This is a genomic window from Paenibacillus sp. LjRoot56, assembly GCF_964253335.1.
Taxonomy (GTDB): Bacteria; Bacillota; Bacilli; order Paenibacillales; family NBRC-103111; genus Paenibacillus_E; species Paenibacillus_E allorhizoplanae.
This window is the reverse complement of sequence record NZ_CAXURV020000003.1, coordinates 684,037-709,084: the sequence shown is the minus strand read 5'-3', so window position 1 is coordinate 709,084 and position 25,048 is coordinate 684,037. Positions and strand designations below refer to the sequence as shown.

Annotated in this window: 21 protein-coding genes, 1 pseudogene and 1 riboswitch; of the genes and pseudogenes, 15 read left to right on the top strand and 7 right to left on the bottom strand. The window is 43.7% G+C overall.

Annotated features, from left to right (window positions below; genetic code table 11):
• Positions 1–47: 47 nt before the first annotated feature.
• The 6 genes from ACSQ8O_RS22225 (at position 48) to ACSQ8O_RS22200 (ending at position 7,078) form a co-directional block, all read left to right on the top strand.
• A complete protein-coding gene (locus ACSQ8O_RS22225; protein ID WP_436243403.1) occupies positions 48–1,310 on the top strand; it encodes an ABC transporter substrate-binding protein in 1,263 nt (420 codons plus the stop codon).
• A gap of 25 nt (positions 1,311–1,335) precedes the next feature.
• Positions 1,336–2,265 carry a carbohydrate ABC transporter permease gene (locus ACSQ8O_RS22220; RefSeq protein ID WP_436243402.1) on the top strand — a complete coding sequence of 310 codons (930 nt, stop codon included), beginning with the start codon at positions 1,336–1,338 and terminating at the stop codon, positions 2,263–2,265.
• 14 nt (positions 2,266–2,279) lie between these two features.
• The gene (locus tag ACSQ8O_RS22215) at positions 2,280–3,104 is read left to right on the top strand and encodes a carbohydrate ABC transporter permease (protein ID WP_436243401.1); all 825 of its coding nucleotides are present in this window, start codon (positions 2,280–2,282) and stop codon (positions 3,102–3,104) included.
• A complete protein-coding gene (locus ACSQ8O_RS22210) occupies positions 3,091–4,104 on the top strand; it encodes an N-acetylglucosamine kinase (protein ID WP_436243400.1) in 1,014 nt (337 codons plus the stop codon). Before ACSQ8O_RS22215 ends, ACSQ8O_RS22210 begins: the two co-directional genes overlap by 14 nt.
• Positions 4,105–4,138: 34 nt before the next feature.
• Complete coding sequence (gene murQ, locus ACSQ8O_RS22205; protein ID WP_436243399.1) at positions 4,139–5,062, top strand: N-acetylmuramic acid 6-phosphate etherase; 924 nt, start codon at positions 4,139–4,141, stop codon at positions 5,060–5,062.
• 1,107 nt (positions 5,063–6,169) lie between these two features.
• Complete coding sequence (locus ACSQ8O_RS22200) at positions 6,170–7,078, top strand: ATP-dependent DNA ligase (protein ID WP_436243398.1); 909 nt, start codon at positions 6,170–6,172, stop codon at positions 7,076–7,078.
• 125 nt (positions 7,079–7,203) lie between these two features.
• Here ACSQ8O_RS22200 and ACSQ8O_RS22195 read toward each other — a convergent pair whose 3' ends face one another.
• The 5 genes from ACSQ8O_RS22195 to ACSQ8O_RS22175 all read right to left on the bottom strand — a co-directional run bounded on the left by ACSQ8O_RS22195 (position 7,204) and on the right by ACSQ8O_RS22175 (position 10,414).
• Complete coding sequence (locus ACSQ8O_RS22195; protein ID WP_436243397.1) at positions 7,204–7,971, bottom strand: ABC transporter permease; 768 nt, start codon at positions 7,969–7,971, stop codon at positions 7,204–7,206.
• Positions 7,972–8,733 carry an ABC transporter ATP-binding protein gene (locus tag ACSQ8O_RS22190; RefSeq protein WP_436243396.1) on the bottom strand — a complete coding sequence of 254 codons (762 nt, stop codon included), beginning with the start codon at positions 8,731–8,733 and terminating at the stop codon, positions 7,972–7,974.
• 13 nt (positions 8,734–8,746) lie between these two features.
• Positions 8,747–9,613, bottom strand: coding sequence for a pentapeptide repeat-containing protein (locus tag ACSQ8O_RS22185; RefSeq protein ID WP_436243928.1), 867 nt, complete (start codon positions 9,611–9,613; stop codon positions 8,747–8,749).
• 16 nt (positions 9,614–9,629) lie between these two features.
• Positions 9,630–9,959 (bottom strand): PadR family transcriptional regulator, encoded by a 330-nt coding sequence (locus ACSQ8O_RS22180; protein WP_436243395.1) that lies wholly within the window; start codon positions 9,957–9,959, stop codon positions 9,630–9,632.
• A gap of 167 nt (positions 9,960–10,126) precedes the next feature.
• Positions 10,127–10,414 carry a hypothetical protein gene (locus tag ACSQ8O_RS22175; protein WP_436243394.1) on the bottom strand — a complete coding sequence of 96 codons (288 nt, stop codon included), beginning with the start codon at positions 10,412–10,414 and terminating at the stop codon, positions 10,127–10,129.
• Between the two features lie 79 nt (positions 10,415–10,493).
• Here ACSQ8O_RS22175 and ACSQ8O_RS22170 point away from each other — a divergent pair, with 79 nt between their 5' ends.
• Positions 10,494–11,024 carry an NUDIX hydrolase gene (locus ACSQ8O_RS22170; RefSeq protein ID WP_436243393.1) on the top strand — a complete coding sequence of 177 codons (531 nt, stop codon included), beginning with the start codon at positions 10,494–10,496 and terminating at the stop codon, positions 11,022–11,024.
• Between the two features lie 14 nt (positions 11,025–11,038).
• Here ACSQ8O_RS22170 and ACSQ8O_RS22165 read toward each other — a convergent pair whose 3' ends face one another.
• On the bottom strand, positions 11,039–11,920 hold the full coding sequence (locus tag ACSQ8O_RS22165) for a LysR family transcriptional regulator (protein ID WP_436243392.1): 882 nt from the start codon (positions 11,918–11,920) through the stop codon (positions 11,039–11,041).
• A 113-nt stretch (positions 11,921–12,033) separates the two neighbouring features.
• On the opposite strand from ACSQ8O_RS22165, the gene ACSQ8O_RS22160 reads away from it, so the two are divergent.
• From ACSQ8O_RS22160 to ACSQ8O_RS22140, 5 genes are all read left to right on the top strand, one after another.
• Positions 12,034–12,444: a tautomerase family protein gene (locus ACSQ8O_RS22160; RefSeq protein ID WP_436243391.1), complete on the top strand. Its 411-nt coding sequence runs from the start codon at positions 12,034–12,036 to the stop codon at positions 12,442–12,444.
• Complete coding sequence (locus ACSQ8O_RS22155; protein WP_436243390.1) at positions 12,441–12,773, top strand: carboxymuconolactone decarboxylase family protein; 333 nt, start codon at positions 12,441–12,443, stop codon at positions 12,771–12,773. Before ACSQ8O_RS22160 ends, ACSQ8O_RS22155 begins: the two co-directional genes overlap by 4 nt.
• 143 nt (positions 12,774–12,916) lie before the next feature.
• Positions 12,917–13,999: a Gfo/Idh/MocA family protein gene (locus ACSQ8O_RS22150; protein WP_436243389.1), complete on the top strand. Its 1,083-nt coding sequence runs from the start codon at positions 12,917–12,919 to the stop codon at positions 13,997–13,999.
• Positions 14,000–14,157: 158 nt separating this feature from the next.
• On the top strand, positions 14,158–15,066 hold the full coding sequence (locus ACSQ8O_RS22145) for an RNA polymerase sigma-70 factor (protein ID WP_436243388.1): 909 nt from the start codon (positions 14,158–14,160) through the stop codon (positions 15,064–15,066).
• Positions 15,067–15,235: 169 nt separating this feature from the next.
• The gene (locus ACSQ8O_RS22140; protein WP_436243387.1) at positions 15,236–15,715 is read left to right on the top strand and encodes a carboxymuconolactone decarboxylase family protein; all 480 of its coding nucleotides are present in this window, start codon (positions 15,236–15,238) and stop codon (positions 15,713–15,715) included.
• An 88-nt stretch (positions 15,716–15,803) separates the two neighbouring features.
• Here the strand turns inward: ACSQ8O_RS22140 and ACSQ8O_RS22135 are convergent, their stop codons facing one another.
• Positions 15,804–21,071: a lamin tail domain-containing protein gene (locus tag ACSQ8O_RS22135; RefSeq protein ID WP_436243386.1), complete on the bottom strand. Its 5,268-nt coding sequence runs from the start codon at positions 21,069–21,071 to the stop codon at positions 15,804–15,806.
• Between the two features lie 307 nt (positions 21,072–21,378).
• Here ACSQ8O_RS22135 and ACSQ8O_RS22130 point away from each other — a divergent pair, with 307 nt between their 5' ends.
• From ACSQ8O_RS22130 to ACSQ8O_RS22120, 3 genes and pseudogenes are all read left to right on the top strand, one after another.
• Positions 21,379–22,257 carry an ATP-dependent DNA ligase gene (locus ACSQ8O_RS22130; protein ID WP_235550441.1) on the top strand — a complete coding sequence of 293 codons (879 nt, stop codon included), beginning with the start codon at positions 21,379–21,381 and terminating at the stop codon, positions 22,255–22,257.
• Between the two features lie 356 nt (positions 22,258–22,613).
• Positions 22,614–23,645 carry a Ger(x)C family spore germination protein gene (locus ACSQ8O_RS22125; RefSeq protein ID WP_436243385.1) on the top strand — a complete coding sequence of 344 codons (1,032 nt, stop codon included), beginning with the start codon at positions 22,614–22,616 and terminating at the stop codon, positions 23,643–23,645.
• 56 nt (positions 23,646–23,701) lie between these two features.
• A riboswitch (FMN riboswitch) is annotated at positions 23,702–23,848 on the top strand.
• Positions 23,849–24,034: 186 nt separating this feature from the next.
• A pseudogene (locus ACSQ8O_RS22120) lies at positions 24,035–24,941 on the top strand (DMT family transporter).
• Positions 24,942–25,048: the final 107 nt, after the last annotated feature.

The window sequence follows — 25,048 nt, the reverse complement described above, 5'->3', positions numbered from 1 at the left end:
TCGGAATGAAGGTTAATATAAAAAAACATGATAGGGGAGGAATAAAAGTGAAAAAGAAAATTACGCTAGGTTTAATCACGTTAGTTTCCGTTGTTATTGCATTAACGGGATGCAATAAGGGAAATACGGAGGTGAAGGAGGCTACTCAGAAAGTCAAGCTAACTATGGGAAGCTGGCGGCCCGAGGATAAAGATATTTACGAAAAAATCATCAAAGCTTTTAACAAGAACCATCCAGATATAGAAATTCAATTCAGTCCAACAAAAAACACGGAATACGCCACGGTATTAAATACGGCATTGCAAACAGGCGGCGGTCCAGATTTAATTCAATTGCGTCCTTACGGTGTAGGACAGACTTTATCGGATGCTGGATATTTGGAGCCTCTTGACGGACTGAAGGGTTTAGATGTTTTCCCTAAAGATGCGTTGTTAGCGACAACTGGATCAAACGGTAAAGTGTACGGAGTTCCAATGGTGTATAGCACAACTTTAGTATTTTATAATAAACAAATTTTCAAGAAATATAACTTACAGGAGCCAAAAACGTGGGATGAATTTATCAAGGTTGCTGAGACACTGAAACAAAATAAAGTCGTTCCATTTGCTTTTGGAGCAAAGGAAAGCTTTATCCTTTCTTTAACGCATGGTGCATTAGGGCCTGCCCTATATGGTGGCAACGAATTTGTTCAGAAATTGCTCACTGGTCAAACAAACTTTAAATCTAAGGAATTTATGGACTCCATTCAAATGATGAAAGACTTAACGCCATATTTCCCAGCTAATTTTGCCGGAATGGGCCAAGATGATATGCGAAATATGTTTGCTTCCGAGCAGGCAGCAATGGAGATTATGGGTAGCTTTGATCTTGCTCCTACGAAACAAGCAAACCCATCTTTGGATTTCGATGTTTTCCCTATTCCAGATAAGAGCGGTAAGCAATCAGTAACAACTTGGGTGGATGGCTCTTATGCCATAAATGCTAAATCACCGAACAAAGTGGCTGCCAGAAAGTTTTTGGAATTTATGACAACCAAAGAGTTCGGTACGATCGTTAGTGATGAGATGATGAAACCAACTACGGTGCCAGGAGTCGAATCAAAAGAGCCGCTCGTTTCCAAAATAACGAAATATTCCAATAGTATTGCTACACCTTATACGTTCGTCGTTTACTTTGCTTTCGGTAATCCTACTTCGAAGGCGACATTAGAGAATGCATTGCAGGGGATGTATTTAAATAAGCTGAGTCCTCAACAAGTAACGGAAGAAGTTCAGAAAAGCGTTGATTCTTGGTTTAAACCGAAAAAGTAAAAATGCTTATAAAGGTGGAAAAGTTATGAACAAGGCAGATCGAGGAATACCCCATTGGAAAAAGGGCATTATTCATTTATTTCCTTTACCCGCCATCATTCTGTATACAATGTTTATCGTCTATCCGATTTTAGCTGCTTTCAGCTACAGTTTATTTGATTGGAAAGGGTTAACGAAGGGAGCATTTGTCGGACTAGAGAATTTTGTTACGCTATTCACGCAGGAACCATTTAATGAAATGTTCTGGCAAGCGTTGGTCCACAACATTTATTATTTCTTTCTTGTCATGGTTGCCCAGAATGGGGTTGCCTTCATTCTTGCTTATATTTTATATTCACGGATTAAAGGCAGCTCTTTTTTCAAAATGGCATTTTTTCTGCCGAGACTGCTTTCCGTCATCGTGGTAGGCTTCTTATGGAAGTTGATTCTTAATCCTAATACAGGCGCCCTGAACGTTTTATTGAGTAAAATAGGGCTTGGAGAATGGAGGATGGCATGGCTCGGCGATACTAAAACAGCGCTGACTTCTGTCATCTTGGCAAACTGCTGGTTTGGCATCGGGTTTGCCATACTCATATTTCTTGCTGGACTGCAAGCGATTTCAAAAGAAGTTCTGGAGGCTGCCCAACTAGAAGGAGTCAGTGGTTTCAGACTCATCCGCACCATGGTTTTGCCGATGATGACACAATCGCTGGTAATCATGACGATTTACACCTTCATCCACGCTTTCGAAGCGTTCGAGATGGTGTACGCGATGCAAGGATCCCAGGGAGAACCGTATCATTCAACGGATACGCTTGCCGTTTTCTTTTACCGCACTGCGTTCGGCGTATCATCCGGCGATTCAGCAGCAATTGGACTGGGGTCGGCATTGGCGGTTGTATTGTTTGCGATCATCGCAAGTCTGTCGGCAGTCTTTATGTACTACACTCGTCATTCAGAAGCCACACATTAAGGAGGAGATTCAAAATGAAAACAAGCGTCACCATGCGCACTATTCAGTATTTAATCGCTATTTTGTTTACCATATTGAGTCTTTTTCCAATCTTGTTAATGCTGATGTCTTCTTTGAAAAGCAATATTGATATTCTAAAAAATCCGTTTAGCTTACCTACCAGTCCGAACTTTAAGGCTTACGTAAAGTTATTGGATCAGCTCCCATACTTCACCTTTTTAACGAACAGTATCATTGTTAGCGTCACATCGGTCTTGCTCATACTCATGTTTGGCTCGCTGGCTTCCTTTTATTTGGCGAGATATTCATACCGCTGGAATGGAGCATTGTTTTTCTACTTCTTGCTTGGCATGATGATTCCGATAAAGCTGGGGATTATCCCCTTGTTTATGTTGATGAAAAGTTTAAGCTTATTCAATTCATTATGGTCTTTAATATTGGTTTATATTGCGATTGGAATTCCGATGTCAGTGCTTATTCTTACTGGTTTTTTCCGAACACTGCCGAAGGAACTTGAGGAGTCAGCAAGAATTGACGGCAGCTCTGAGCTGGGGATATTCGTTAAAATATTGATTCCACTCATGCGTCCGGCATTGGGGACTGTTATGATCATGAATTTTATTACGGTATGGAATGATTTTTTCTTCCCTCTTATTTTTATTCAGGAAGAAGCGCAGAAAACGATTCCTATCGGTATGATGGCGTTATTCGGGGAGTATTCGACAGACTGGAGCATGCTTTTCGCAGGTCTCACCTTATCTTCATTACCTATGATCATGTTGTTCCTTTTGTCGTCAAAACAATTTATGGAAGGGATGACGGCAGGTGCAGTCAAGTAAGGGGGAAGGTACACCAAGATTTATCGGTATTGATGGAGGGGGTACGAAGACATCCTGTCTCATCGGCGATGAATACGGCAACATTCTGGCTTACTGTGTTGGTGACTCTGGAAATGTCAATTCTCGTTCGTGGCAGGAGGTTCGGACAACCCTAATAGAGCTAATTCATAAGTGTCTGTACATCTCACGCTCGGAGTCTTCGCAGTTGTCCGGCATTTATTTGGGGCTTGCCGGAAGCGACAGGGCAACAGAAAAAGAGCTTATCTCCAAGGACTTATCCGGTTTGTTTCCGGTTAATACGGCCATAACCATCAACAACGACGCTGTGACTGCGCTTGCAGCGGGCACATGGGGAGGAGCTGGTATTGTGCTTATCGCGGGCACTGGTTCCATCGCTTACGGTTATTCTCCTTCAACGGGAGCAAGTGTCCGGGTAGGTGGCTGGGGGCATATTTTTGGCGATGAGGGAAGTGGATATGACTTAGGAAAGAAAGCGCTTACCGCGGTCGTGCAGCAATATGATGGGTATGGACGGATCACATTGCTAACAAATCTAATATTAAGTCGTTTGGGGTTACAGGAGCCTGCAGGGCTGATCAACATCATATATCACGCCGAGAATCCTCGGAAAACAGTTGCAGACTTGTCTGTGGTGGTCATGGAGGCTGCCAGGCTGGGTGACACTGTTGCATTAGAGATTGTTGAGCATTCGATAAGCAATTTAATTTCCCTTGTTCGTTCTGCAAAAACAAAACTATTTTACGAGGCGGAGGAGTTACCGCTTATTCTAAACGGTGGGCTATTCTCCGACCATCTCTTTGAATCAAGCTTTCTCGCGAGGGTAAACATGCTGGCTTTGGGATTGCAACCCAGGAAGCCTAACTTCCCTGCGTCTGTAGGTGCCTATATGCTGGCTTTATTGAAGCGGAAAAAGGATTTGGACAATGGTGTAAAGATACGGATAGAGGCAACGTGGGAACAAATAAAAGATTCTGTCTGAGATTAAAGAATGAAATGTCTTAAGGAGCGTGCAGATGGATAACCAATTGAGTAAACGGACAACAGAACAGCGAAATGAAAAAAGCAGAAATTTAGATCTGCTTTCGGTAAAAGATATTATCTCGCTCATGAATGACGAAGATCAAACGGTTGCGTTGTCAGTTCGTAATGCGATTCCGCAAATTGAACAGGCGATCGAGCGTATCGTAGTTCAGTTAAAGGAGGGCGGGCGGCTGTTTTACATTGGAGCAGGAACCAGTGGAAGATTAGGTGTACTGGACGCGTCTGAATGTCCTCCTACTTTCGGCGTTGAGAAAAGCTTGGTCAACGGGATCATAGCTGGGGGCCCGGATGCGTTAACCAATGCGATCGAAAATGCGGAGGATGACGAGTCTGCTGGAAGTGCGGATGCCCAGCAAAATATCAAGACTGGAGACGCGCTTGTAGGCATTGCTGCTAGCGGGCATACCCCCTATGTAATAGGCGCTGTTCGTGCAGCAAACACTATAGGGGCGGTTACCATCGGAATTTCGTGCAACATCGATACGCCTCTAAGCGCAGCGGCACGTTATCCGATCGAAATTGCTGTAGGTCCGGAGGTGGTTACCGGTTCAACAAGATTGAAAGCCGGAACAGCTCAGAAAATGGTGCTTAACATGATAACAACCGCTTCTATGATTCGTTTAGGGAAAGTTTACGGAAACTTGATGGTCAACGTTCAAGCAACTAATCAAAAGTTGCGAGATAGGGCAGTGCGTACGATTATGGAAGCTACAGGCGCAGATTTCCAAATTGCGACAACGACTAGTGATCTCGCTGGCGGAGATGTCAGGGCAGCGGTCCTAATGATCAAGTATCAGATCGGTTTGGACGAAGCTCTTGCCGCTTTACTAAGTTCCTCTGGACATTTCGGCAAAGCGATCGATTGGCTTGAAAACAAGATAAATAAAGTTGATTGAAAGGGATAAGAGCTGCAGATCGTAATGTTCTTGTCCACTGACAACTTATCCTGCGACAAAAACGCGAATGTTTTTTAATCCCCGTCAACCGGTTTTTTTTTTTTTTTTCAAAACACCTCATAAAATTGATTTGGGTGGAATCCCCCTCATGAAACTCGCTCGGTAACCGAAATGGAGTATGATACCGCAAAGTATCATAACTCAGCGAAAATTCTCATTTATCAGAAAGAAGGGGAAGTGGTGGACGAGAGACAAAAAAGGTTCAGGAGTAAGGTTAGCGATTACCATCAAGGTTTTTTCCGTCCAACTTTTAATTCAATTGAGCAACTCTACAAACAAATCAAAACAGATATACCCACATGGATGGTAAACAGAATAAAAATAAGTATGAATTCGAGATAGATAAAATTTATATAAAAAAGTAAACCGGGGTATAGAATCAATAATTAATGCATTAGAAAAACCTTTTGTGACAAAAGTAATTACAGAAAATAACAGTTTATGCCAATTATCATTCCAACGAGTGCCAAATGTACGTTACAAAACGCCTCATTTAGTGGTATTTTGTATGCCAAGATGAATTACAACTCACAGTCGTTGTGAGTTGTAATTCACTTTGGCACCGTTTGGAACGTCATTTGTCATAGATTTGGAACATAATTTGGTTACTTGATGAGATCTAGTAATTGGTACAAAGTGGATGCGTACAATACCCCTTTGATGAGTACAATATTTATGTTTTCAATTACTCAGATGGGTGGGCTAATGTATGACAACACACGATAAACAACAAGAAAATCACGCTAAAGATCAAGAAGATAATAAACCGAATCATGGTAAAAGTAGAAAAAAGGGTAAGTAAATACTAATGAAAAAAAGCCTTGGGGATTTCCCCAAGGCTTTCTCTTTGTCCGATGCTTTCGGAACAAGATGATGTTACATCGTATTCAACTTGCTGTTTATTGTATCTAGAGATGATATAGCTTTATTTTCGGTGAATAGGATGGTGTAAATGAGTTTTTTATATAAGAAGTATGCTCGGATAGGGATTGAGGACATAATGGTTATCATTCTACTCTGAGGTCTAATAAAAAAGGTGTAATTTGCATGCTATTTTCTCCTTTAAAGCCAATGATTGTTGCGAGCGGTAAAGAAGCGTTTGATGATGAGGGATATATTTTTGAACCCAAATGGGACGGCTGGAGAATTCTTTTACACAAACAGGGGACTCGATTAGAAGCGTTTACCCGAAATGGTCTTGTTGTTACAAGCAAATTTCCCGAACTGCAGGCAGCAATTTCTTCAATAAAAGCCGATACTTGCATATTGGATTGTGAAGGCGTATGTATGCGAGACGGCAGATCTGTGTTTGATGATTTTTCCTATCGTGGTCGTATTTCTGATTCAGCCAAAATCAAAGCTGCGCTTAGAACGCACCCTGCTACATTTGTTGTTTTTGATGTATTGTTTACTGGTTCAGAGCACCTGAAGGAACCACTTATGACCCGTAAAAATCGACTCAAAGAGATAATCAGAAGCACAGACATGATCACTCCAACCGTTTATATTGAAGGGCGTGGAAGAGATTTAAGCTCTTGGAGCAACGAACATGATATGGAAGGCATTGTAGCGAAGCGAAAAGACTCCAAATATGTTTTGGGTGTAGTAACGAATGATTGGTTGAAAATTAAAAATTTCAAAACGATCGACACCATTATTTTAGGCTATCGTACAGAACCCAAGTTTGGCTTGGTAGTAGGACTGCACTTTAAAACAGTTAAGTATAAACCTGTTGGTTTTGTTGAAGTTGGTATTAGTGAAGATGATAAGTACGCATTTCAAGAGATAGCAATACAGCTACAAATTAGAATGAAAAAGCAAACATTTTGGGTAGAACCAAAGCTTTGTTGTAGGATTCAATATCAAGAGCGTACCGATCAACATCAGCTTCATACGACTATATTTAAAGGGTTTCTTTTTGATAAGGATCCTGAAAATTGCTATTGGACGTATTAGGGTGAAAATAGAAGGGATTAAATATATATTTACTAAAAAAATGAGAGAAAAACAAAATAAAAAGCACCACTTGGGTGCTTTGTTGGATTCAGCTGGATGTTCAATTCAGAAGAAGCTGACTTTTTTTACACCCGATTTTTGTACACCCGCATTGCAAAGAAATAGGCTACAATCAAAATCCCAACGCACCACGCAAGCGCGACCCATATCTCATTGCCCACTGGCTGCTCTGTCAGTAGTGCACGGATGGCGTTCACGATCGAGGTCACCGGCTGGTTATCGGCAAAGGCACGAACAACCGACGGCATCGACTCGGTCGGCACAAACGCCGAACTGATAAACGGCAGGAAGATAAGTGGATAGGAGAATGCGCTGGCACCTTCAATCGTTTTTGCGGACAGTCCGGCAATCGCCGCGACCCAAGTTAAGGCCAGTGTAAACAACGCGAGTATGCCTACTACGGCGAGCCATGGCATTATGCCCGCGGACGAACGAAAACCCATAATCAACGCTACAAGAATGATGACGATTAGGGATAAGGCGTTGGAAACCAGAGAGGTCAGCACATGCCCCCAAAGCAAAGCGGAACGTGAAATCGGCATCGTGTGAAACCGCTCGAATATACCTCGCTGTTTATCCATGAACAGGCGGTAAGACGTATAGGCTATGCCGCTTGCGATCGCCATAAGCAGGATGCCTGGCAACAGGTAATTCACATAGTTATCCGTTCCGGTTTGAATGGCACCGCCTAACACATACACGAACAGCAGCATCATCGCAATTGGTGTGATGCAGACCGTGATGATGGTGTCCATACTGCGGAAAATATGGCGCATGGAACGTCCAAGCATAACGCTAATATCGGTGAAGAAATGATTCTTTGCCGTTTCCATTTACTTCGCCTCCTTTTTGCCGACGATAGAGAGGAATATGTCCTCTAATGATGGCTGTTTTTCAATATATTCCACTTTTGCAGATGGGAACAGTTTTTTTAGATCCGAGAGGGTGCCGCTGGCGATAATCTTACCTTCATGCAGAATAGCAATTCGGTCTGCAAGCTGCTCAGCCTCCTCCAAATACTGCGTGGTTAGGAGTACTGTCGTGCCGCCATCGGCAAGCTCCTTGACAATCTTCCAAACCTCGATGCGTGCCTCGGGGTCAAGCCCAGTTGTCGGCTCGTCGAGGAAAATAATCTGCGGATTACCCACAAGGCTCAAGGCGATGTCGAGCCTGCGGCGCATACCACCCGAATACGTAGACGCCCTGCGGTCGGCGGCATCTATCAAGTCGAAGCGTTTAAGCAAGTCGTCCGCAACCTGACGCGGATCCTTGAGGTATCGCAGCTTCGCGATCATGATCAGATTTTCCCGTCCGGTCAAAATTTCGTCCACCGCGGCAAATTGCCCAGTCAGAGAGATGGCCTGCCGAACATGATCGGGTTTTGACGCAACATCGTATCCGTTTACGGTGGCAGTTCCGCTGTCTTGTTTGAGCAGCGTGGTGAGGATTTTGACAACCGTTGTTTTCCCAGCCCCGTTGGAGCCGAGAAGGGCGAAAATACTGCCCTTTTCCACCTCGAAATCAACGCCCTTAAGGACTTGATGCTGCTTGTAGGACTTGTGCAATCCAACGACTTGAATCGAATTAGTTGGCATAAGTTTTCCCTCCTTATCGAACAGTTACTTTAGACAAATCGGCTCCCATACCTTTAAGAGATGCATAAGTCAGTTTATCCATGACTGCGCCGTCAAAGCAGATGGTTTTGAAGGCACGGTAATACTTATTGGTCAATGAAAAGAACGCTTGGAAAGACACATTCTTGAATATAGCGCCTTTAAATGAAACTTCGTTTACTGCTGATTTATCAAATTTAACGCCGATAAAGGTTTGCCCGTCAAAATTCAGCCCGCTCAAGTCGGATAATTCAAAGTTCACGCCGTCAAAAATACAATTTTCAAAGACTGTTTTCCTAAGGTCGATCTTGCTTAGCGTGACATCGGTTAGTTTTACACCTGTGAATTTGGCACCATCCATCCCCGAAACGCTGAAGTTGGTACGTACAAGAGTCGATTCATTGAAGCTTACATTTGTAAGGTCAGTTGCAGTTAGGACACAGTCCGTCAGATTGGCGCGGTCAAAATTGGCATCACGTAGATCACTGGTCTTAAATGAACTTCCGGTTAAGTCAGCGCCTGCAAAGTCGGCACCGCGTAACGCGCTAGCATTAAATTGACCTTTATGAGCCTTAACGCCTGCAAAGTCGCTCATTGCCAGGTTGCTTGCGCTAAAGTTAGTCACTAATTGCCGTTCCAGCGAGCGGGAGAGGTTGGCGACTTCTAAGATTGTTTGTTCGATGTCGCCGATGCTCTCAATGGTCATCGTAAACGCGGTTTCATCGTCTTTGCCCTCAGCTTTGAGTTCACGGTAGCGCTCTTGCAAATCGGAGTGCAGATCTGTCTTTAATTCAGTGACGCTTTTTACCCCATCATAGGGTGTGAAAACACCGTTCAAATAGTTCGTTAATTTCTGATTCATCATAGCAATCTCTCCCTTATAATAAATTTTCTAGTACGCGCTTCGAATACTCCCAATTGTTTTTGTTGCTGACGTAAGCACTCTTGCCCTTTTCGGTAATCCTGAAATACTTGCGTCTTCCTCCCTGAGACTCATCGCCCCAATACCACTCGATATCGCCGTCTGTCTCAAGCCGCTTGACGCTGGAGTACATGGTGGCTTCTTTTAATTCATATTCGCCGCCCGAGCGTTCAGCAATCAATTTGACAATTTCGTAGCCGTAGCGGTCAGCTTCGGATAAGAGCCGTAGTATCATCGTATCGGTATGTCCGCGGAGCAGGTCGGATGTAATTTTGTTCTCGCTCATATCATCACCTCACATTTATTATAATACGGCATAGTACTATGACTGTCAAGGTACTATTTTAAATAAAATACTTTGTTTGATCAGAATTGAAAATAGCGGCAGCCACGGACGAGAAAATAAAGTCCATGACTGCCGCTATTTTGTTGCAAATTCGAAAAATTAATGTGTTAGATATCCAGCTTACGGTTACTGATCCATTTCACCATTTCAGGATCGCGATGTGAAAAGAACAGGCTTTGTTTCGTATCTAACGTAGTTATTAACGCCAGGTTCATTCGAGAAAAAAGTTGCACTTTTGCAATTTTGAGCTTTTCACGACACGCAGAAAGTGATTTGGAGACAAAAAGAAGGCCCCTGCCACCTGGATGGCTTATTGGACCTTCTTTTTGCATTTCATGCGGATCTGTAACGCATTGTCCAGTCTCAATAATGGTTTCTATTAAAAATGCTGGCAACTAATCAAAGATAATACCAGATCTTCTGACATTTCGCTTATAATGAAGTCGAACAAGGACTTGAATGGGGGCTGATTTTGTGCAACTGATCAGAAAAATTACAGATAACGATATCCTAGGTAGTGCACCAACTGAATTCCTAGATACCATCTCTCGATTCGGATCAAGAGGAGTTGTAGTCGATAAGCCGTTAAACGTTGCCATGATGTATATGTCCAAAACGAAACTGTACAAACTACCTGGCGGTGGGGTAGATGAAGGTGAAGATGCAAGGGATGCCTTTCTACGTGAAATCCAAGAAGAGACGGGTTATGAAGCTGAAATCATTCATGAATTGGGGTATATCGAAGAGCATAAAAACAGAAATAAGTATTTGCAATTCTCATACTGTTATATAGCAATTGCGAAAGCTAGCTTTCGCGATACCAAGCTTACTGAAAACGAGATCCAGCTAGGGATGGCCGTTCAATGGATGTCATTAGATCAAGCACTGGCCGTGATGAATGATTCGGTGTTAACTTGTACCGATTATTCATCCAAATTTATGCTTTTGAGAGATATGACGATACTTAAAGAGGCCGTACGCATATTAACTGGGAAGGCTGTGTAGAAGTAGAAGAACACTCAGGAGTCGTTCAATACCTTTTTCAAAAGTTGTAAGAACAATCGCTTATGAGAGAAGGGGGCTGCGTGCTGTCCACGAAGCAGTAAGATCCCGATGGGGATCACTGGTTCATCCCATGCAATAGCAATTCTCACCACTTCTGGGATCAAAGGAGTTGAATCCAGAACGAGACCCACTGCCAGCGTTCCTTTTGCAAAATGGGGAATGGCTGAAATTTGGTTTAGGGTATGAAGATTGGGAAGCGTTACTTCGTAATGAGATAGTAATTTGGATATTTGTGAGTAATAGAGACATGTGGGTCCCCCTGAGATGAGGGGGTAATGAAGAAGCTCACGGAAAGTAACGCGATTTCGTTCCAGCAGTGGATGACTTCGGTCAACAACAATAGCTATTTTCTCATGATAAAGAGGTTCGAAAAAGAATGGCGACGAATCGGACGGTTCACCGCAAATTGCGAAATCTAGCTCTTTTTTGATAATCGATTGTGATAATGTATCTGTATTCCCCATCGTGAATTGACAGGAGATTCGTGGCTTCTGTTCGAGAAATAGCCGCATGGTGTTTGGGAGTAGCTTCTGCATGGCAGATTCGATTCCGCCTACGTGCAAGTTGCCGATCTCATCATGCTGTAAGGCTTTGGTCAGATTGCTAACATCGTTCCAATGTTGAATGAGTTTATCAATCTCCAACGCGAATCGCTCCCCAGCACTCGTCAGTTCGACGTCCCATCCCCTGTTGAAAAGTTGCACGCCAATTTCCTTCTCTAATCGTTGCATTTGGTTCGATATCGTAGATTGTGCATATTTCAATTTCTCTGCTGCACGAGAGAACGTCCCCTCTTTAAGAATGGTTTGGAAAGTGATTAATTCCTTTAAATCCAAATCCCTCAAGCCTCCATCGATAAAATTGATTGAGATCATCATTTTATTCCATTATATAGATTTAGATGTGCGGAGTACAATGTAGCTATCTCATCAAGGGAGTGATGCATGGTATGCCATTCATAAGAGTCAGCTACTACGAGAACCAATATGATCGTAAGAAGTTAGGACAGATCAGCCGAATTATCGGAAGCGAGTTGGTGGAGTACTTCAACGTTCCGGAAGACGATGTATTTCAAGTGTTTCATTCTCATAAGGAAGGTGAGTTTTTTTACAGTTCTAACTATCTAGGTGTCGAACGAAGTGATGGACTGCTATACATTCAAATAACACTGAAATCAGGGAGAACGACTTCGCAGAAGAAAGATTTTTATAGAGCGCTAGCTGAACTATTATCCAATGAGCTTCCTATGCGGAAAGAAGATGTGTTTGTGGTGCTGGTGGATAACGAATTCGAGGATTGGTCGTTCGGTAACGGAGAAGCCCAAATGTTAAAAGCGCCTAAGATAGGTCGTGACCTATGACTCATCGGAAAATAGTGTCTACCGCAAGGGAAGCCTACGGTGAAATCGCGCCAGCATTCGTTGCATACTCGGAAGACGTGCTTTTCGGAGATTTGTGGCGAAGGGAGCAGCTTTCTCTTCGGGATCGAAGCTTAGTCACGATTGCTGTGCTGGTCGCAGGAGGTACGACAGAACAACTACCGTATCATTTGCGGTTGGCTATAGAGAATGGCCTAAGCACAGAAGAATTAGTAGAAGCAATTACGCATATGGCCTTCTATGCAGGATGGCCACGAGCGGCTTCGGCTCTTGATATTGTAAAGGGGATTAGCGAGTCGATAGAGCGGTGATCTGGCGAATGTCGCAATCTTACACTTCCGATGGCATCAATATGAACTAAAAAATCGTTCTTCTATATGCTATTGTCAATCTATATTGAAATGAAGGGAAGTTCGGACTTCAAACACTTTCATAGAGAGAAGGATTGACGACAATGAGCAAAAAGCTGCGTATTGGGATCATTGGAACTGGGGGCATTGCCAAAGCCCATATATCCGCGTATAAAAAACTTGACTATGTGGAGATTGTAGGTGTGGCCGATGTAATCCCAGGCAAGGCGTCAGCATTCGCACAGAAGGAAGGATTAACGGAAGCTGCTTCATTTGATAGCCATACGGATTTATTGCACTTAGATTTGGATGGGGTTAGCATTTGCACGCCGAACGTTTCCCATCACGTAACGACAGTGGATTCTTTGCGCTCAGGAAAGAATGTGTTACTTGAGAAACCGATGTCGGTGACACTTCAAGAAGGTATTGATATGACACAAGCGGCGAATGAGAGCGGGAAAATGCTAACACTGGGTTTCCAGCCTCGCTATGATCCGAATATGAAACTGCTGCAAACGATTGTTCAATCAGGACGACTTGGCAATGTCTATTATGTAGAGACGGGAGGCGGGCGTCGTCGGGGTATGCCAGGCGGGACATTCATCAGTAAACAGCTCGCCGGAGCAGGTGCGATGGCGGATATTGGTTGTTACTCACTAGACATGGCGCTGAATACGCTCGGATATCCTCGTCCGCTAACGGTGTCCGCATTTACGTCTAACCATTTCGGTACTAACTCTCTGTACCATCCGGAAGCGAGCAAGTTCGAAGTCGAAGATTTCGGGGTTGCGATGGTGCGCTTCGAGAATGATCTTGTGCTGCAATTCAAAATATCGTGGGCGATGCATATGGATACCCTTGGATCAACGATGTTTCTCGGTACGGATGCGGGTCTTAAAGTGACTCCGGCTGGTGCTGGGCCGTGGTCAGGGGTATGGGATGGCTCCGTAGGTTCCATCACGCTATTCCATGATGAATTCGGTGGACATACAGCGACGCCAGTTCCACTTGTCGAGCATAAATTGAATCTGTTCGATCAGAAAGTACACGATTTTGCCGAAGCAGTTCGGGATGGTCGACCAGCACCAATTCCTGGTGAGCAGATTCTAATCCAGCAAGCGATTATTGACGGCGTGCTGCGCTCCGCGGCGGCCCGTCGTGAGGTATCGGTGGAGTTGCCTCGCTGAAATAGTGATAAATGCGAAATAAAGAAAAGCAGCCAATGATGGCTGTTTTTTTTATTTCAAGTTTTATGTCACAGATGGACAACGCCAGTTGTCTTATCAAAGAACGCATGTTTCTGTCAGAATGGCTAAGGTTCTCTTAGGAAAGAAGGAGTGTTATTATGCAAAGTTTCACGATGGATCACCCCGCAACGAACATGGAGGATTTGTATACATCCTACAAACTTCATTTGTTTTCTATTGCGTACCGGATGCTTGGTTCTAGATCAGATGCAGAGGATATGGTGCAAGATTTATTCATAAGCATTCATGGCCATATCCATGAGAATATTCATAATATCAAGTCATACTTAAGCAAAATGATGATTAACCGATGTTTGAATGAATTAAAGTCAGCACGGCGAAAAAGAATTAGCTATGTGGGACATTGGCTGCCAGAACCAACGGTGCAGATCAACGAGGATAGTCCGTTGGAAAGCGCAGAGCGCCATGATACGATTTCTTATGCTTTTCTTATTCTGATGGATAAACTGACCCCATTGGAGAGAGCGGTGTTTATTCTTCGCGAAGTTTTTGCGTATGAACATAGTGAAATCGGCGAAATGTTTAATAAAACGGAAGTGAATTGCCGGAAGATATTCAGTCGTGTCAAGAAGAAGGTAGATGTGTCCTCGGCAAAGCAGGCAAGCACATCCACCCGTCTGGTTGAAGAAAAGGAACTGGTGTCACGATTCATTTCGGGAATTTCGAATGGCAACATTCAATCCTTGGTGGATATGTTAACAGAGGATGTCATCCTGATTGCGGATGGTGGAGGGAAAGTCTCAGCAGCTATCCAGCCTATATATAGGAAGGAACGCGTGCTCAAATTGTTGAGTGCTCTCTCTCAAAGTCGCTTTCCAGCATCGAAAGCGCAGCTTGTCGAGGTTAATGAGCAGCCTGGGGTACTGTTATCGCAAGATGGTGTGCCAACTGGCGTCATTTGTTTTGAATGGGATGAACCAACCATGACGATTCAACGTATTTACATTATTGTCAATCCAGATAAACTACAACATTTAGCTACTTGAGGCTTTGCGGCGAAGTCGTATACCGCCAATTGCCCATAAAATCAAGGGGAATGACAATATAGACGGCAGGGTAAAAGAAGCTAATCAGAAACGTGACCTCCAGGATTTGTCACACTTTGAAGTCGCCAGTTGTCTTCATAGTGTCAGAAAAAATAGGAGGTAAGAACTTATGACACAACGTTTAAATTATATGCAGCAATCACCGGAGCTTTTCAAAAAAATGCTGGAATTCAGCAACGCAGAACAGGGGAGTGCTGTTGAAGAGAAGATTCTTGATCTTGTTCACATCAGAGCTTCACAAATGAATGGTTGTGGTTTCTGTCTAGACATGCACGTCAAACAAGCCAAGATCCATGGGGAAGGCGAGCTTCGTCTCTACCACATTGCAATATGGAGAGAATCGACACTGTTTACGCCCCGCGAGCGGGCTGCACTGGCTTGGACAGAAATTCTGACTAAGCTTCCTGAGCATGGTGTGCCAGACGAATTGTATGATCGGGTACGCGGACAGTTCTCTGAGAAAGAAATCTCAGATCTGACTTTCTCCGTAATGGCAATCAATGCTTGGAATCGCATCAACGTCGCTTTCAAGAATGTACCAGGCTCGGCTGATGCAGCATTCGGATTGACCAAAGCTGGTCTTAGCTAATAGCTGCCCAATTAGACTGTAGCTGGGGCGTGACAATACAAAAAGATCTGGTGCTTCGCGCATCCAGATCTTTTTTGTATTGGTATCATTATTGCAACGATGACTTCATTCTGTTCAATAAATTGTTGATTGACTTGACGCTCTCCGCACGGGATGTTGGGCCTTGTGGATCCAGACGATGGTTATCTTTACCTTCGATTAAGCCAATGCGGACTGCTTTCGCTATGGCTTCTCTTGCCCAATTACTGATCGTGTCTTCATCCGTAAATGTCGGTTTCATGCTTACGGTTTCAGCATGAGTCCCGACGACCTCCGCAGCCCGTAGCAGCATGACCGCCATCTGTTCGCGGGATATCGTACGATCCGGGGCGAAGTTGTTACTTTCAGTTCCGTTCACGATACCGGCTTCAGCTAGTGCTGTGACGGCTTCGGCGTACCATGCATGTTCGGGAACGTCAGCAAATGAGGATCGTTGTGCTGCTTTCAGCTGCATAGTTCTTGTGAGTAACGCCGCAAATTCTGCTCGCGTTACGGATCTGGCAGGTTCGAATGTCATATCGGTTACACCTTGAACGATATGCTTAGCACTTAATTCGGCGATGGCTGACTTCGCCCAGTGTCCTTCAGGAACATCAGCGTAAAGCTTGTTGTACTCCAACATGATGTAAGTACTGAAGTGGTGCAGCTGAACCTCCAAGACATCCCCTATTAATTCCCCACCGACGTACTCCACAACTCCGTTATTGTCGACATAATAAATGCCCAACAGATTTTTATCCATCTGGGGGTTGATCTTAAAGGTAACAGTAATGGGAGTATCGAATGTGCTGATTTCTTTTTCCTCGCCATCATTGTTCACAATGCTCAGATGGAAGTCCACGGCATCGCTGGCGCTTCGTACAATTGCATTTTCCAAATCGTGGGCATGATTCAGCTGAGCGGTTATGTTGTCATCTGGCACTTTGTTTATTTTAAAAGAAACTGATCCGTCTTTACGTTCTCCCTCAGTCGCCTGTGCGGCAATTGCTTGTAGTGAATCCTTTGAAAGTGTTACCTTAAGATCCTCTCTGACGATTTCCAAAGAGCCGGTTTTGAGCAATTTTATCGTATTGGCCGGCAGTATAACTTGGTTTTTTTCACTCGATAACTTGAGTATAACTTTCCCGTTCGTCGAAGTTAAATCTTCTGGTTTTACAATGAGCGAGGTTGTTTCTAACTGTGGTGCTGCAGGTAGTGATTTAGGTTCTTGTGAATAAACAGGCTCCTGATTGTGCTCATCAGTCGAATTCGTTACCGTTAAGGAAAACGTTGCTGTCCGGATGCCGTTGGATGCACGGATAACGGTTTCTCCATACGTTTTTGCATGAAGATATCCAGTTGCTGAGATTTCCGCAACACTCGGGTTGCTGCTCGCAAAGTGATATCCATGTGTAGCGTCCACTTGTGGCTTATTTCCCATTTCCTCCAGCACACTCGCCTGACCTTGAGTTCCTGCTACCATTGATGCGGCTAAGCCGTGAATGGAAGGGTTTCCGTAATTCGTCCACTGTGACAAATCAACCATCTGGAGTCGATCAAGCGTATAGTTAGCTGTATCTCGGTATTCGTTAGCACCGGACTCGAACAATAGATATAACTTTTCATCCCGTTCGATCATATTCTCCAACATAGGTGGAACGAGCATATCGTTATTACCAGCCGATTTCGCATGACTATCCATATACCATACGGGTACATCGACAGCATTTACCTTCACGATCGTATCGGCAGTTCCGTTAAAATCAGGTTTATTGTATTTCAAAAGATTGCTGTCCCTGCTCCGCGAATAGGACTGACTGAGCATGATGCTGTCATGCAGCATCGCCATTCCTTGTATTTTATCCGGTATGGACAAAATCAAATCGGGAACAACCGTATTCGTTCCGTCATTTCTACTGGTTGGCAACACGTCGGTCTGGCTGTCTAAACGGTAACCAGCTACCCACGCGTATTGGTACGTATTGTCGCGGGTTAACAACTTATGGCTGGCAGCCGTCGTGTAGGTAGGTGGGTAGTAGTATTCTCCTACCCATAGAATACCGTCTGCATAATTGGTAAAGGATGCGTTGGTGGCCGTTGCAAACTTGCTTTCGAAGGACACACCGCCTTTATCCGGGGCATTGATTAGGTCTGCCTTGCTCAATTGATAAATAGTTGACCCAGAGGCAATCCAGACATGATCTTTACTGACGGCTACGCCGCCGGCATGGCCGTTATAAGGTACATTACCATCATATAGGTTTACATATTTGATCAATTGATCGGTTTGTGCATCGATGATCGATAGGGTGCTCGGACGTTTGTCTTCCATATAACTTGTGATGATAATCCAATCTTCATCTTTGTCGTACGCCATTCCTTGCGGAACGAAATCTTCAGCAAGTCCAGGAATAATGGCTCTTTCGCTGCTTACGTTCCATAGCATTTGGTAAGTCGAATTAAATGGATTTATGGCTCTTTCCGTTTGTGTGATACGTTGGTGCGTCGGCGTTGCTACGACTACTGCAGATCTCAGCGATTCGTTGTCAGAGGAATCGAGTGCGGATATCTCGAAGGAATACGAGATTCCTCCTTGAAGCAGTGGCACATTTAACGTTGTTTGCCCTATAGGTAAGATGATGTCTAAGAGTCCATCTTTGTAAACTTTGTAAGCGTTGAGATCCGATTCTATATTGGCGTTCCAACTAAGTGATACTTTACCTTCACCAGCAACAACAGTGACGCCAGTCGGAGCGGTGGGGGCAAGATCGTCTGTTTTCGTTTTTGGAGGCACCTGTCCATCCTGTAATACACCAGGTGATGCGGATTGCATTGTGCTGACCTTCCTCATGGTTGTCGATCCGTCAAACGGATAAGCATAAGTGATTGTCTTTTTCTCTGCAAAATCGGTCGCACCGTTATCGTTATATGTTGCACGGATAATCTCCGTTCCATTCGGGTCGGAAATCGCAAGCGTTTGCTGACCAGCATTGATAAGACCGTTGACGTCATTTATTTTGTAAATGTTCCCTTGTGGCATATACTTTTCTGAATATGTATCGAAATAGTAGTGATTAAAATGCTCATCTGAATAGAAATCGAGTCCGACATTTCGAGTCCAAATGAGCTTAATTTCGCGCGGAGCGATCACAAACGATTGGTCGATCGTTTTCTCCCAGCTTTTCGTCACATCAGCACTCGTAAATTGCAGCTTGTAACCCTCGAGATCTATCGAAGTATTGCTTGAATTGAAAATCTCCACGAATTCATAGGCATCATAACTGGTAGGTGCCCCAGAGGGTAAGTAGTTGCCTGTGTCCGGAGAAAGCTCTGTGATTAGAAGCTTAGGCAGCATTGCTCCTGTAGGCGTCACTGTTACGGTCTCGGAGTTCAACGATTCGTTGCCAGCTGTATCTATTGCTGTAATCGCGAACGTATAAGGTTGATTATTTTGCAAATTAATGAAAGTAGCGGTTGTATGATTTCCTAGCAGCGTTTGACTTAGAGTTCCATCCAAATACACATTGTAATAGGCGACATCTGCCTCAAGATTCGCGTTCCAGCTCAATTCGCTGCTGTTTGTTCTCGCTGTAGCCGTTAGTCCTTTAGGCGCGGCGGGGGCACTATGATCCGATGGCGATGGTGGCTGCTGAGCGGCAAACACGGAGCCCGGGGTTGCGGATTCGGTATATCTTAGCTTTCGCAATATGATCGTTCCATCCGTCGGATAGGTGAAATTAGCCCCCCGATTTTCCCCGACATCTACCGCGTCATAGGAAACTGTACTGATCGGTACATCGTTTGGAGCTGCGATGGATAACGTTCGAGGAGAGGCGTTGGCCATTCCTCCTAAAGCATCGACTTCACTAAGCTGATCCGTGGTCAGGTTCGTGCCGTAGCTCGTGTTAAAGCCTGCTAATGTAGCTGTATTCGTTGTGGAGTTACTTGTATTTTTGGCCCATAACACGACAGTTCCTTTGGGCTGAATTACGATATCAGACATAATCGGCCATTTATAAACGGTCGGCGTTGAATAAATAACTTTATAGTCTTTTAAATGAATCGGATCGCTGCTCGTATTATAGATTTCAACAAACTCATAGGCATCAGGCGTGCCGCTGGTCATATCAATTTTCAGGCTATCGGGTACTACTTCCGTAATCATTAGGGTAGGATATTGTCGTGGTATAGTGGCGACTGCACCCGAAAGAGCTGATTCCTGGCCGACGGTATCCACGGCCGTAATCGTAAAATGATACGTGATATCGTTTGACAATCCGGTTACCTGGTACGTTGTACCAGTTACTGTACCGGAAATGTTATTACCATTCATATAAACCTTATAACCAGATACATCGGATTCCATGTTGGCATTCCAGGTAATAGTTGCCGACGCTGGGCCGGCAACCGCCATCAATCCTGTAGGCGTTGAGGGAGGAAGATCACCATTCGTTAGCGTGGTTGTCCTGACTAACGCACGCGGTGACTCGATTCCGCTCGTATTCTTTGCCGTGACTTGGAAATTATAGGTGGTTCCGATTGTTAGACCAACAATCGAATATGTCGTACCCGTAACGGTGTAGGCTTGCTGCGTCTCTGGCACATAAACGTTGTAACTTGCCAAATTCTCTTCCGTATTCGCGCTCCAACGTAACGCTACGCTGTCTATAGATGGCGTTGCCGTCAGGTCCGCTGGGATTGCTGGTTTTATTCCGGGAGAAGCTATTTGTCCGTTTGCAACTTTGGTTGTATCCAGATTTCCTGTGTATGTGTAAGTGACACTTTTATTGATGTTACCAGCGGTACCATCAGCGACGCCATCGTTAATAAAAGCTCCGCTAATCACATTTCCGCTGCCATCGGCAAGGGCGACACGACGCTTCGACGAGTCATGTAGCCCTTGAGCGCTCGTCGTTAAAGCAATCTCGAATACATTAGTTGTGGTCAGATTAACACCATAATTGAGGTTGAAGTCGGTTAACGGTACATTAGGATAATCGAATTTTTTTAACCAGAGGACCAAATAGCTTCTCGGTCCGATAGTTTTGTTGGATATTTTCCAAGTATTACCCGCTGTTGTGTAAGGTGACGCAGTATAGTACTGTAATTTGAAGTTATCGAGATCGATCGTCTCTGATGTACGGTTGAAGATCTCTATATATTCATAGGGTTGTCCTGAACCACTTGAAGCTGGAACGATCTCGGAGATCACCAAGTCAGAGGGACTTACTGCAGCAGCATGGGCTGCAGGGACGGATCCCAATCCCGCGACATGCAATGCCAACAACGCGGCTACTAAGCACTTCGCGAACATTTTCGAAAAACTTTTTTTGTACAATGTTATTCCTCCATTTCGTTTGTGACAGTGAGAACGATAAATCCTGAAATCTCAGGAAAAAACGATGCATTTTATGCTACACGTCTACTCCTTTCTGCGAATGAACAACAAAAAGCCCTAACAACCACGATGATATACATCGTTTGGTGTTAGGGCCTCTCATTATCTCCTGGCCATGAAAACGCTTTTATTAAACTGTATGTTTAATATACAAGGTTTCTTCACAAAAGGGAAGATAGACTTGGAGGATTCTTTTATTATATAAAAAAAGCTCGGGAAACAGTTACCAATAGGCAGGAGGTTCATTGTGAAGTATCATTTAAGTCAGGGTGATAATAACATGTTCATTTCTCCTATGATGCTGTACAATGCCAAAAATAACCAGCCATTTGACAGTAAGAATCATATTGCGGAATTAAAATTAGATGGTTTACGATGTATTCTTTCTCATATGGATAAACTGTATGTGTATACGAGACACAATGACTTAATAACGCATAAATTCCCTGAGCTATTAAGATGTCCTGTACCGGAAGGCACCATACTGGATGGTGAATTAGTCGTGCTGGATGATCAAGGGAAACCTGATTTTGAAGCGATGTCCGCAAGGTTTTTATCTAGAAAAAATAAGAAACCTGTGGTTTTTTGTGCTTTTGATATTTTGCGATACAAAGGTATTGACGTCACGGGTTTAAGTTTGCTTAAGCGTAAAGAACTATTGAATCAGGCTTTTAAAGAAAATGAAAATTATAAAAAAGTTGAAATGTTTGAAGGAAATGCCATCGAGTATTATGAACAAGTTCGCGGCCGCGGGCTTGAGGGTATTATTATAAAATCCAAAAAAGAAAATTCCATTTATGAAATAAACAAACGCTCCATCCGCTGGCAAAAAGTAATTAATTGGACGTATGCAGATGTGTACATTTCTGGTTATAGAAAAAATAATTTTGCCTTACTGGTCTCAATTGATGCAGCAGATGGATCCAAATTTCCTGTAGGCATAGTTGAATCAGGCGTATCACCTATCCACCAAAAAGTGATAGAAAGTGTGCAGAAACGCTTAGTTTTCAAGGAAGACAAGAATTTCGCTTATATGGAGCCGCGGATTATGGCGAGGGTTAAAACTAGAAGCTGGACCCTAAGCGGAAGACTGCGTTCACCGGAATTTATGGAATTTGTTATTTAAATTGTATAAGGCTGAATTCACTAGGGAAGATAAGGTGAGTTCAGTCTTTTTCTGTATACATATACCCATTCATTTACATAATCTGCATCAATTCCGCGCATGATATTCCTACTATCGAAACGTCAGGATTTTGGTGATTGAACCATGTTTTCTATAAAAAATTTCTTGTTTAAACCCAAACCTAAGATTAATGAGCCCTATGTGACGGCGACTACATCCTTTAATTTCGTAGCAGAATTGCCTCAAATGAACATACAATTTCAAGAAACGTTTCGTATGTTTCCTGATTTTGTTAGTAGAGAATTAACCCATAACATGACATATGGTGTTTACTATCTAAGTAATTTGGTGGATTCGTGACGATAGCAGCAGGGTATGACCGAGGAGAAGGGGAAAAAATTAATGCTACCTATGTGATTCATCAGATCGATCCTAGTTCCAAATCATCTGTCATGACGATCACCTCTGAGGGGCTGACAAGTAAAGGAGCTCGCGTTGCTGCGAACCGTAAGTCGAATAAGAAGGTCGTTTCAGGTCAGCTTCGGGTCGCCATTTATGATTATAAACTTGCCCAGGCTGGACTTTTGCCATTGGTAGACACCTTATTTCGAGACGCCTCCATTGCTAGTACGGTTTATATGGCTGTCAGTAAAGACAGAGCAGAAGATCTATTAATGCATAAATATACTCAGTTCCCGGATGTCGGAACCTTTATTGTAGACGACATTCACCAGAATATTATGGATGAACAGATGGTTTCAGGCACACTTCATGAATTCCTCTCTACCTTATATTCTACAGCAGATCCCATGGTACCGCTGCTACAACGAAAAGGCGATTCCATAGAGTTGAAAGATGTGGCTGTTTTCAGTGGTGACAAATTGGTAGGTACAGTAGACCCAAGGGAAGCTTTCTTCCTCAAGACAATACGGGATCGTTTTAAAGCGGGTAATATCGAACTGTCCTTAGACTCAGATCAATTGGGTGATATCGCGAAGAAAGTTAAAGATAAGACCGTACGTGTTGTGGTGGAGAATATATCTAGCGATAGCAGTAAAAAGTTGATCAGCCAGAGCCCACTTAAGTTTCAGGTCAATATCAAATTGAAGGGAATGCTTACGGAAAGCTCTGCGCAGCTCGATCTCGGTAAAGCCAGTGTCATTCAAGCCCTGCAAAAAGGAATGAATGAAGAATCAGAAAAGCAAATAAATGGTTTACTAAAGAAATTAACTTCCTTAAATTCGGATCCGATCGGATTTGGCGAAATTTTTCGGAGCCGAGTTTACCACTCGAATATGACGAGTGAAACATGGCATGAGATGTATAAATCTGCATCCTATGATGTTCATGTAGACATGAAAATTGTGCGGCTGGGTCAAATCCAATAACTGATAAAAATGGTTGCCATTTAAACTGTAACCTGGTAGTATACACTTAATCGAATATGAACCTTCGGGGCAGGGTGCAATTCCCTACCGGCGGTGAGGATACCCGTGTGTATCTAAGCCCGCGACTCCCAGCCAGCAATGGTTGGGACTGACTTGGTGTGATTCCAAGGCCGACGGTATAGTCCGGATGAGAGAAGGTGAAGAACAAACTTGTTAAATTTCATTATTTAACAGGTCTGTTTGTCAATGCCCCCGCCATCAACATGAGCGGGGGTATTGTTCTTCGAGAAGGTTCAATTCAAAACGTTCTTTAGGAGGTTTTTGAATTGGAAAATGTAGTTAATTTTGGTAGTAAAGGTGCGCTTTCTCCATCCACGCGTACGAGTGGGATGAGCGGGATCTGGTATGTCGCACTTGGCGCAACCCTGTGGGGACTAGATCCACTATTTCGCATCTTATTATTGAAAAGTTTTACCTCGGCGCAAATCGTATTCATCGAACATGTTCTATTGGCTATTTACGCTGTGCCCGTATTAATGAAATATCGCCGTACGTTAACAGGTAAGCTCTCTCTTGCTGTTATTGGCGCACTGCTGTTCATTTCTTGGGGTGGATCGGCGATTGCCACCATTCTATTCACCGCGGCTTTCTCTCATGGCAGCGCCAATGCGATCTTGCTTCTGCAGAAATTACAGCCCTTATTCGCAATTATCTTAGCTCGTGTGCTGCTCAAAGAGACGTTGCCGTCGAAGTTTTTTGCCTATATCGGGGTGGCCTTGTTAGGGACCTATCTGCTTACGTTCGGTCTCGACGTGCCTGGCATGGGCTTGAAGGATTTAGGTACAATAAGTTGCTTATTCTCCATATTGGCAGCTGTTTTGTGGGGTGGTTCAACGGTGATGGGGAAATTTCTGCTTCAGAAAAAGTTGGATTTCCCTGTCGTGACTTCACTTCGCTTCTTGCTGGCACTTCCACTTCTATCGATTGTTCTGTTAGCAAGTGGTGACCAATGGGGGCTGAACGGTTCGAGCGGTGAACTGACGATTATTGCGGTAAATTTGCTGTTCCAAGCCTTTTTCCCAGGCCTGCTTAGCATGCTGCTTTATTATAAAGGTTTGTCCTCCACCAAAGCGTTCTTTGCGACGCTTTGCTGAACTTGCCTTCCCTGCAGTGGGGGTCTGTATGAACTGGCTCGTATTTGGTCAAAAGCTGACGATAGGTCAGTTGCTTGGGTTTATACTTATCTGGTTGACGCTATGGTTTATGAGTCGGAAGAGCAACCAGAGGGGGCAATAGACGCTAGGGAAGGAATTTCTAGTAACCCCCCCTCCCAACTCCCATCTTTTCAAAAAATGTATAACATGATATATTAATATCAATATATGATATAACATTTGGTTGGG